Annotated in this window: 7 protein-coding genes; 3 read left to right on the top strand and 4 right to left on the bottom strand. The window is 77.1% G+C overall.

Going from position 1 to position 9,916, the window contains the following annotated elements:
- On the bottom strand, positions 1-2,416 hold a 2,416-nt coding region (locus GSF02_RS15035; protein ID WP_159797917.1), incomplete at its 3' end, for a glycosyltransferase.
- A gap of 247 nt (positions 2,417-2,663) precedes the next feature.
- Complete coding sequence (locus tag GSF02_RS15030) at positions 2,664-2,987, bottom strand: WhiB family transcriptional regulator (RefSeq protein ID WP_328799035.1); 324 nt, start codon at positions 2,985-2,987, stop codon at positions 2,664-2,666.
- A 153-nt stretch (positions 2,988-3,140) separates the two neighbouring features.
- On the opposite strand from GSF02_RS15030, the gene GSF02_RS15025 reads away from it, so the two are divergent.
- Positions 3,141-3,908: a TIGR03089 family protein gene (locus tag GSF02_RS15025; protein WP_235915608.1), complete on the top strand. Its 768-nt coding sequence runs from the start codon at positions 3,141-3,143 to the stop codon at positions 3,906-3,908.
- Between the two features lie 15 nt (positions 3,909-3,923).
- On the opposite strand, the gene GSF02_RS15020 is transcribed toward GSF02_RS15025, so the two are convergent.
- Both GSF02_RS15020 and GSF02_RS15015 read right to left on the bottom strand, forming a co-directional pair.
- Entirely contained in the window at positions 3,924-4,670 is a 747-nt protein-coding gene (locus GSF02_RS15020) for a class I SAM-dependent methyltransferase (RefSeq protein ID WP_159797915.1), read from the bottom strand.
- Positions 4,671-6,102: 1,432 nt separating this feature from the next.
- Positions 6,103-7,749: a DUF2142 domain-containing protein gene (locus tag GSF02_RS15015; RefSeq protein WP_159797913.1), complete on the bottom strand. Its 1,647-nt coding sequence runs from the start codon at positions 7,747-7,749 to the stop codon at positions 6,103-6,105.
- Positions 7,750-7,817: 68 nt separating this feature from the next.
- Here GSF02_RS15015 and rfbA point away from each other — a divergent pair, with 68 nt between their 5' ends.
- Together rfbA and GSF02_RS15005 are read left to right on the top strand one after the other, a co-directional pair.
- Entirely contained in the window at positions 7,818-8,681 is an 864-nt protein-coding gene (gene rfbA, locus GSF02_RS15010; protein WP_159797911.1) for a glucose-1-phosphate thymidylyltransferase RfbA, read from the top strand.
- A gap of 136 nt (positions 8,682-8,817) precedes the next feature.
- Positions 8,818-9,828: a hypothetical protein gene (locus GSF02_RS15005; protein ID WP_159797909.1), complete on the top strand. Its 1,011-nt coding sequence runs from the start codon at positions 8,818-8,820 to the stop codon at positions 9,826-9,828.
- Positions 9,829-9,916: the final 88 nt, after the last annotated feature.

Below are 9,916 nucleotides of genomic sequence, written 5' to 3'. Positions count from 1 at the left end.
CGTCGGCGTCGCGCACCAGGCGGCCGGCGCGGGCCCCGAGCAGCGCGGCGGCGCCCAGCGCGAGGGTGACCACGCTGGTCCCGGCGCCCGGCCAGGCCCCCGCGGCGACCGCCAGCACGCCCGCGGCGAGCCCGCACAGCGCCACGAACCAGGCGACGCGGACGCCGCCGGCGGCCTGCCGGCGCGCGAGCGCGACGAGCGCCAGCAGCAGCACGAGACCGCCGAGCAGGAACGGCCCGACCAGCCCGACGGCGGCGAGCACGGGCCCGGCGTCGTCGCCCAGGCCGAACCACGCGGCGGGGTCGGCCGGCAGCCCGAGCAGCAGGTGCCACGGCTCCGGCGTCGCGCCGGCGGGGACGGCGGCGCCCGGCTCGGCCAGCAGCAGCCGCCACCCGCCGTCGGACCACGTGCGGACCACGGCGAGCCAGAACGGCGCCGCGACCGCGAGCGACGGCAGCAGCGCGAGGGGCAGGTAGCGGCGGTGGCGCGGGGCGGCGAGGACACCGAGCACGGCGGCGACGACGGCCAGCGGCAGCAGCACCGGGGCGGCGCACACGGCGACGGCGAGCAGCAGGCCGGCGGCGCCGAGCGCACCGAGCGACCCGCGCGGCGCGCGCTCGCGCCGCTGCTCGGGGGCCGGCTCCGTGCCGTCCTGGGCCTCCGGGACGTCCAGCACGTCGCGGGCCTGCACCCCGATCGCGCGCAGCACGGCGAGCAGCGCCCACGGCAGGGCGAGGTGCGCCACGAGCGAGCCGAGGCGGCCGCCGGCGAGCGCGGCGAGGAACGACGGCGCCGCCGTCCACGCGAGCGCCGCGGCGCCGCGGGCCCACGGGGAGCGGGTGAGCGCGCCGGCGGCGAACCAGCCGCCGAGGGCGGCCAGCGGCAGGGCGGCCAGCACCAGCAGGTCGACCCCGAGCTGCAGCGACCCGCCGGCGACGGCGGTCAGCACGGTGAGCGGCAGCAGCAGCGGGTCGGCCGGCGCCGCGGTGCCCAGACCGTCCTCGACCCAGCCCGACGTCGCGGCCACCCACACGTCCCCGAGCGTGCCGGGGGCGGGCAGCAGCGCGCCGCCCACCACGCGGCCGCCCTGCGCCAGGACGCCCTGCCACGGCCCGAAGACCGTGACGGCGAGGCCGACGACGGCGAGCAGCACGAGGGTGAGCCCGGCGCGGCGGCGGCGGGCGAGCTCGCGCAGCTCGGCACGCTCCAGCTCGGTGGGCAGCCGGCGGCTGCGGCTGGCCTCGGCCCGCGCCAGCCGCACGTCGTGGCGCTCGGCCCGGACCTGGCGCCAGCCGGCCAGCAGCGGGGTCAGCACCCGCCGCGGGAGCCTGCTGCTGCGCGCGACGCGACGCCGCGCCCGCGCGAGCGGCACGACGCGCACCGCGTTCCACACGGCGGCCACCATCTCGTCGCGCGCGGCCCCGGGCTGCTTGAGCGCGAGCCGGTACATCGCCGCGACCGGGGCCCACACGACCATCGCGACCAGCGCGAGCGGCAGGAGCCACGGCGGCACGTGCACCAGCCGGTGGTGCAGCTGGCTGCGGCGCCGCGCGCCGTGCGAGGCGCGCTCGTCCGGCGGCCCCTGCGGCCGCTCGCGCAGCCCCAGCAGCGACGCCTGGGCGTGGTGCACGACGGCGTCGGGCACGACGACGACGCGGTGGCCGGCACGCCGAGCCCGGCGGCACAGGTCGAGGCCGTCGCCGAACGCGCCGTACTCGGGGTCGGTGCCGCCCAGCTCGGTCCACACGCTGCGCCGCACGAGCGCGCCGGCCAGCCCGACCGCCAGCACGTCCTCCCGGGCGTCGTGCTGACCCTGGTCGATCTCCGTGTCGTCGATGCCCGTCATGCGCCGCGCCAGCGGCGACACGGTGACGCCGACCTCCACGAGCAGGCCGCGGTCGGCACCGGGGTCGAGCGGCGTGCCGTCCTCGGCGACCGGCCAGCGCCGCTGCTTGCAGCCGGCGATCGCGACGGCCTGGGTGTGCTCGACGGCGCGCAGCAGGTGCGCCAGGGCGTCCGGCTCGGGCGCCGAGTCGTCGTGCAGCACCCACAACCAGCCCTCGACGGGCGCGACGCCGGCCTCGAGGGCGGCGTCGACGGCCTCGCCGAGGCTGCGGGCGCCGGAGGCGGGCACGAAGCGGGCGTCGTCCAGGCGCAGGCCCAGGGTGGAGCCGGTGGTGCGCGGGGCGTCGACGTCGACGACGACCACGCTCTCGGGCACGCGCTCCTGCGCGCGCACGGCGGCGAGCGTGGCGGCCAGGAAGGGGCTGCGGCCGCGGGTGACGACGACGGCGGTGACGCTCACGACCTGCGGGAGCGCCCCGGTCAGCGCGTGCACCACGTCGAGGGCCGCGTCCGGGGACGCGGAGCCGTCCGGTCCGGGGCCGTGGAGCTGGGTGATGTCGGGTGCACTCATCGCACCGCCATGATGCGGTGGCACCGCGGGGTGCGGCGGGATTTCCCGCGCGTCGGCGCGGCGCGGCGGCGACCTGGTGCGTCACACCGGGCGTCGCACCAGGCACCCCGGACGCGGGGGGGGGGGGGGGGGGCCCCCCCCCCCCCCCCCCCCCCCCCCCCCCCCCGGGCGCCCCCCCCCCCCCCCCGGGGGGGGGGGGGGGGGGGGGCGCCCCCCCCCCCCCCCGACACCCACGGCCGCTCGGTCCTCAGACCGCCCGGCGCTTGAGCTTGCGGCGCTCCCGCTCGGACAGGCCGCCCCAGATCCCGAATCGCTCGTCGTTCGCCAGGGCGTAGTCGAGGCACTCCGCGCGGACCTCGCAGCTGCCGCAGACCTTCTTCGCCTCGCGCGTGGAGCCACCCTTCTCGGGAAAGAACGCCTCAGGGTCGGTCTGCGCGCACAGCGCGCGCTCCTGCCATCCCAGCAATGCGTCGTCGGGCTCCTGGCCGAACAGCGGCAGCACCGGCGCGACGCGCTCCGGACGGCGGTCGGCGTCCGACGGGAGCTCGTCCCCGTCCAGCAAATTCCACATCCCCGTGCCCCTCCACGCTCTTAGGGAAACTGCATACCCGGAATTACACGCGTGTCTTTCAGACGCGTCAAGCCACAATGTGCTAGAGAAGCCCGTGGAGGCGCATTTCACCCATAAGCGGCGTCATCATCGCGGTGCTTATACCCTGATGTGGTGAATGTCGCACGCGGAATGCTCACGTCGGTCGACGAGCTGACGAAAAGACTGTCGGGAGACCAGGGCCGCCCCCGGCTCACGTGGTACGGGGACGACGGCGAGCGGATCGAGCTGTCCGGTGCGGTCCTCGACAACTGGGTGAGCAAGACGACCAACCTCCTCGTCGAGGAGTTCGACGCCGCGCCCGGCGTCACTGTGCTGCTCGACCTGCCGGTGCACTGGCGCACGGCCGTGTGGGCCCTCGCCGCCTGGCGGTGCGGCGCCACCGTGCGCGTGCCCGCGCCGGACGCCGCCGCCGGCTCCCCCACCGACGCACCGGCCGACGTCGTGGTGACGGCGACCCCGGAGCGGCACGCCGGCGCGCGCGACGTGGTCGCCGTGGCCCTCCCCGCGCTGGCGCGCACGTTCGGCGGGAGCCTGCCGGCCGGCGCCGTGGACGCCGCCTCCGCCGTCATGACCTACGCCGACGTCGTGCTGGCCGCGCCGGCCCCCGACCCGGCAGCGCCGGCGCTCGAGGCCGGCGACGAGTGCGTCGCCCACCGCGACCTCTTCGCGTGGGCCGCCGGGACGGCCGCGAGCGCCGCCCCCGGCGCGCGCGTGCTCGTGCGCGGCGACGTGCCGCTGCCCGACGCCCTGCGTCGTCTCCTGGCCGTCTGGGCCGCCGGCGGGTCGGTGGTGCTGACCTCGGCCGCGACCGCCGCCGCGCTGGAGGCCGACGCCGCCCGGCGCGAGCGGCTGGTGGCGCAGGAGGGCGTCACGGGCTGACGCGCCCGGCCGGGGTCAGGCCGCGGGCGCGGTGCCCCAGGCCACCAGCCCCGTCCCGGTGCCCGGGAAGGCGCGCTGCACGAGCCGGAACGGCCAGGTGGCGGCGGCGATGGCGGCGCCCTGCACCGCCGACGACGGCTGGAACAGCCGGCCGCTGCGGGCCGTGCGGGCGGCCACGTCCTGCTCGCGCACGTCGAGGCTGCGCCCGGCGATGCGGTTGCGCGCCGCCTCGAGCACGTACCCCAGCGGCATGCCGTACAGCCGGGTGCGCACGCGCTCCAGGCCGACCCCGGCCAGGAGGCCCGCGAGCGCCTCGGGGTCGTAGCGGCGGAAGTGGCCGACCGCCTCGTCCATGGACCCGTACCGGGACTGCCACGCGGGCGTCGAGACCAGCAGCAGCCCGCCGGGGCGCAGGCGGGAGACCCACTCGGCGGCGGCCGCGCGGTCGTCCTCGATGTGCTCGACGACCTCGAACGCGCACACGAGGTCGAACCCGTCGCCCTCGACGTCCTCGAGCGGGCCGTGCACCAGCGTCGCGGAGAGGCCGGCGTCGGCCATCCGGCGGCGCGCCACCGCCACGCTCGCCCCGTCCAGGTCCACGCCCGTGTAGTCGTGGCGGGCGGCCAGGCGGACGCCCACGGCGCCCTGCCCACAGCCCACCTCGAGCACGCGCGCGCCGGCGGCGGGCAGCTCGGCGTCGAGGACTCGGGACACCACGTCCCAGCGGAGCCGGGCGTACGGCGTGAGCGGCGGCAGCGGCACGAGAGAACCTCCGGGCCAGGTCGAACGCGTCGACGACGGTCCCAGCCTCGGCAGGGCGTCCTCCCTAGGCTGGGCATGTGACCCACACCCTAGCCAGGACGAGCGCGTCCGACCGCCTGGCGCTCACGCTGAGCGCGGCGACGGCCGCCGCGTTCGCGCTCGTGCAGGCGTTCGCCGTCGCGCCGTTCCTCTCCGGGGACGAGCAGGCGCACCTCGACTACGCCTACCAGGTGTGGCACGGGCGGCTGCCCGTGTTCGAGGACGGGCTGCTGCTGCGGCCCGAGCACGCCTTCGTGCCCGAGGTGCAGTGGACCGCGCAGCACCCGCCGCTGTACTACCTGCTGCTCGCGCCGCTCGTCGGCCCGCTGGCCGACGCCGGCCACCCGCTGGCCGCGCTGTACGCCGGGCGGGTGCTGGGCGCCGTCCTGGCCGCCGCGCTCGTGCTCGCCGCCCGGTGGGCGGCCGTGGGCCTGACGGGGCCCCGCTCGCCGCTGCCGACCGTCGCGGCGTTCGTGGTGGCGTGCTGCGCCGTCGTCGCGCAGGTGGGCGGCACGGTGTTCAACGACCTGCTCGCGGCGCTGGGCGTCACCGTGCTGCTCGGCCTCGTGGCGCGGCTGGTGCGCACCGGGCTGTCGTGGCCGCTCGTCGCCGCGACGGCCGCCACGGCCGGCGCGTGCGCGCTCACCCGCACCTCGGCCATGATCACGGCGGCGGTGTGCCTCGTGGCGGCCTGCGTCGCCGGCCTGCTGCACCGCCGGCTCGCGCGCACCGCCGCGCTGACGCTCGCCACCGTCGTCGCCGTGGCGGGCACGGCCGGCTGGTTCTACGCCCGCAACCTCCGGCTCACCGGCAGCATCACCGGCGGCCACCCGGAGTGGGCCGCCCAGAACCAGGGCCGGGAGCTGCGCACGCTCCCCGAGATCCTCGCCGACCCCGAGACGTGGGACCGCCTGCCGAACCTCTTCTGGTGGGGCCCGCAGGTGCCGCGGGCCTGGGCCGTGGACGCGCTCGTGGTGCTCCCGCTGGTCCTCGCCGCCGTCGGCGCCCTCGCGACGCTCGTGGTCCGGCGCCTGCGGGCTCCGGGCCCGCCCGCGGACGGGGCGGGCCGCGCGCGGGTCCCCGGCGGGGGCCGGGCGGGGGCGCTGCGGGCGCTCCCGGTGCTGCTGCCCGTCGTCGCCGCCGGCGTCGCGCTGGGCGTGCAGCTGACCTACGCGACCACCGGCGGCGGCCTCTACCCGCGCTACCTGCTGCCGGTGGTGCTGCCGGTGGCGCTCGGGATCGCTGCCGGCCTCCTGCGGGTGCCGGGCCGGTGGCCGGTGGCGGTCCCGGTCTGGGCCGGCGCGGTCGTGGTGGACATGCTCCTGTGGCTGCGCGCGGGGAACCCGAGCGCCCCGGGTGCGGCGCTCGACCACCCCGCGGAGACCGTGACCGGCTACCCCGCGCTGACGGGCGCCGCCTGGGTGGCCGCCGCCGCGGCCGTCGTGCTCTCCGCCGCGGCCGCGGGCGCCGTGCTGCTCGCGGTCCGCGCCCGCAGGACGCCGACGAGCACCGCCGCGACGGCCACGACGCCAGTGAGCACGGGCACGGCCACCAGCCACGCCGCCCCCACCGGGCTGAAGGCGGCCCAGCGCCCGGCGGCCTCGCCGAGCGACTCCCCCGGCCCCTGGTAGAAGCCGGTGAACCCGAGCGCGAGCCCGTAGCACGTCACCGCGAGGCCGGCGACGGTGACGACGGGCACGAGCACCCAGGCGCGGCGCTCGTCCCGCCCGGCCAGCCGCCACAGCGCGACCGCCACGACCACGGCCAGCGCCAGCAGCCCGGCGTACAGGTACCGACCCTGGTGGCCGGTGAGCCGGCCGTGCGCGGCGTAGAACCCCCAGCCGTTGACCAGCACCGCGACGGCCAGGGTGACCGGGAGCGACAGGAGCACCAGGACGCTGCGGCGCACCCCGCGCGCGGTCAGCGCGACGACGGCGAGGACGGCGAGCACCAGCGTGCCGGTGAGCCAGAAGGCGACGGGCGTGCGGACGTCGAGCCAGCCGAGGTCGCCGAAGAACGACCGCGCCAGCCGGGGCCACGCCGTGGCCACGTAGGTCACGGGCCCCTCGGGCTCCAGGTCGGACAGCCGGATGTCGACCCCGACCGGCTGCACCGTGCCCAGCACGAGCAGGTTGCGCACCCACCACCAGCCGCCGACGGCCAGGGCGGCGAGGCCCACGACCAGCACGCGCCCGGCGCGCGCGAGGAGCTCCGGCGCGGCGCGTCCCGGTCCCGGGGGCGCCAGCAGGTACGCCAGCGCGACGACGGGCAGCAGGAACGCGGCCATGACCTTGGTCAGCAGGCCGATCCCGACGACGGCGCCGACGACCGCCGCGGTGCGCCACGAGCGGTCGCCCGTGAGCACGCGCACGCACAGCGCCGTCACCACCGTGCCGACGAGGGTCACGAGCGCGTCGTTGTTCAGCGCGCCGAGCACGTGCCCCACCTGCGGCACGAACAGGGTGAACGTCCCGGCCACCAGGCCCGCCGCGACCGACCCGGTGAGCCGGCGCACCGCCCAGGACGCCAGCGGCACGACCGGGAGCAGCAGCAGCACGTCGAACAGGCGCAGCGCGAGCAGCTGCAGGTCCCAGCGGGCGTCCGCGAGGCCGAGCGCGTGCAGCACGCCCGCGCCGAGGGCGTAGTACAGCGGCGGGTGCTGGGTCATCTGGTCGATGTCGGCCGGGTCGGTCGGCGCGCCGTACGGCTGGGAGTTCCGGTCGTCGACGCGCACCCGCTCGGCGGCGGGCGTCGGGGTGGCGTCCACGAGCTGCGGCCGGTCGGAGCGGTCGGCGAACCGGCCCGGCAGGTCGGCGCCGAAGGCGACCTCCTGGCGCGCCTCGCGGACCGCCAGGGACATCGTCGCCTCGCCCGGCGCCGGCCAGCCGCCCCCGTGCGCGAGCCGGACGACGCTGTTGAGGTGCTGCGGCTCGTCGGGGGCCTGGAACGGCGGGGTCAGCAGGGCCCACGTGCAGGCCACGCCCGCCACGAGGAGCGTGAGCAGGACGTCGAGGAGTCGCGGGCGTCGGGCGACGTGCATGACGCCAGTCTGCCGCCGCGACCAGCGTGCCGCCCGTGGCGACGGGTCGTCAGGCACAATGGGGCACCATGCGCGGCATCATCCTGGCCGGTGGCTCCGGCACCCGGCTGCACCCCATCACCCTCGGCGTGAGCAAGCAGCTCGTGCCCGTGTACGACAAGCCGATGATCTACTACCCGCTGTCCACGCTGCTGCTCGCGGGCATCCGGGACATCCTGGTGATCACCACGCCGCACGACGCCGAGCAGTTCCGGCGCCTGCTGGGCGACGGCTCGCAGTTCGGCGTGCACATCGAGTACACAGTGCAGGCCGAGCCCAACGGGCTGGCGCAGGCGTTCGTGCTCGGCGAGGAGTTCGTCGGCACCGACGCCGCCGCGCTCGTGCTGGGCGACAACATCTTCTACGGCCCCGGCCTGGGCTCCCAGCTCATGCGGTTCGGGGACATCGACGGCGGCGCCGTGTTCGCCTACCGGGTGGCCGACCCCACCGCGTACGGCGTGGTCGAGTTCGACGAGAACTTCAAGGCGCTCTCCCTCGAGGAGAAGCCGGCCAGGCCGAAGTCCAACTACGCGGTGCCCGGCCTGTACTTCTACGACAACGACGTGGTGGAGATCGCCAAGGGCCTGGAGCCGTCGGCGCGCGGCGAGTACGAGATCACCGACGTCAACCGCGCCTACCTCGAGGCCGGCAAGCTGCAGGTGGAGGTGCTCCCGCGCGGCACCGCCTGGCTCGACACCGGCACGTTCGACTCGCTGCTCGAGGCCTCCGACTTCGTGCGCACCATCGAGAACCGCCAGGGGCTGAAGATCGGCGCGCCCGAGGAGATCGCCTGGCGGCGTGGCTTCCTGTCCGACGACGAGCTGCGCGAGCGCGCCGAGAAGCTGACGAAGTCCGGCTACGGGAGCTACCTGCTGGGCCTGCTCGACGCCTGAGCCGCCGGCGCTCCTCGCCCGCCGCCTCGCCGGCGGCGTGACTTCACCCGCCGGATGGCTCCGGGTGCCCTCGGCGCGCTCTTAGGATCCCGCTCGCGCCCGGCGTCGGACCGGGCAGAGATCAGGAGCGACATCGATGCGCATCAAGCAGCGTGCCCGGGCCCTGGGCGGCGTGGTCGCCGCCCTCGCCCTCGGCGCCACCGCGGTGCTGGCCGCCACCCCCGCCTCCGCCGACGGCCGCGAGGTCGGCGGCACCGGCAAGCAGTACTTCCTCAACGACGCCTGGACCGGCTCGGCCAACCGCGCGTTCAGCTTCGGCGCCGAGACCGACCGCGTCTACACCGGCGACTGGGACGGCAACCGCACCACCACCCTGGCGGTGCGCCGCGGCAACACCTACTACGTCACCAACAAGCCCTACGGCGGCACCGCCGAGACCGTGCTGCGCTACGGCAAGGCCACCGACACCGTGCTGGTCGGCGACTGGGACGGCGACGGCAAGGACACCCTGGCCGTGCGCCGCGGCAACACCTACTACTTCACCAACCGCCTGTCCGGCGGCCCCGCCCAGGCCGTGGTCACCTACGGCCGCCCGGGCGACACCGTGCTGGTCGGCGACTGGGACGGCGACGGCAAGGACACCCTGGCCGTGCGCCGCGGCAACGTCTACCACCTGAGCAACAAGCTCGCCGCCGGCCCGGCCGCCACCGTCCTGGCCTACGGCAAGGCCTCCGACAAGGTCCTGGTGGGCGACTGGGACGGCAACGGCACCGACACCCTGACCGTGCGCCGCGGCGCCACCTACTACGTCAGCAACAGCCTGCGCGGCGGCAGCGCCGCCAAGGTGCTGACCTACGGCCGCGCCACCGACACCACCCTCGCCGGCGACTGGAACGGCGACGGCAAGGACACCCTCGGCGTCCGCCGCCCGGCCCCCAAGCCGGCGCCGGCGCCCGCGCCCGCGCCGAAGCCGTCGGGCGGATCGACGGTCGCGCCGCGTCCGGCGTCCCCCGACCTCAACTGCGACGACTTCAGCTCGCGCGCCGAGGCTCAGGCTGCATTCGACTACTGGATGGCCCACGGCAAGGGCGACGTCTACGACCTGGACCGCGACAACGACGGCAAGGTCTGCGAGAGCATGCGCTGACCCTCCGGGCGGACGCGGCGACGCGGTGGTGCGCTCCGGCGCGCCACCGCGTCGCCGTCTGCGGCGCCGGTCGGCGGGCCGCACGGCC

Origin of the sequence: Puerhibacterium puerhi (genome assembly GCF_009846865.1) — a bacterium.
GTDB lineage: Bacteria > Actinomycetota > Actinomycetes > Actinomycetales > Cellulomonadaceae > Puerhibacterium > Puerhibacterium puerhi.
This window is presented reverse-complemented; position numbering and strand designations above follow the sequence as displayed.

Excerpts from the sequence above, each read along its gene's own strand:
- GSF02_RS15015 (WP_159797913.1), bottom strand. The coding sequence starts at position 7,749 with ATGCACGTCGCCCGACGCCCGCGACTCCTCGACGTCCTGCTCACGCTC.
- GSF02_RS15005 (WP_159797909.1), top strand. The coding sequence starts at position 8,818 with ATGCGCATCAAGCAGCGTGCCCGGGCCCTGGGCGGCGTGGTCGCCGCC.
- rfbA (WP_159797911.1), top strand. The coding sequence starts at position 7,818 with ATGCGCGGCATCATCCTGGCCGGTGGCTCCGGCACCCGGCTGCACCCC.
- GSF02_RS15030 (WP_328799035.1), bottom strand. The coding sequence starts at position 2,987 with ATGTGGAATTTGCTGGACGGGGACGAGCTCCCGTCGGACGCCGACCGC.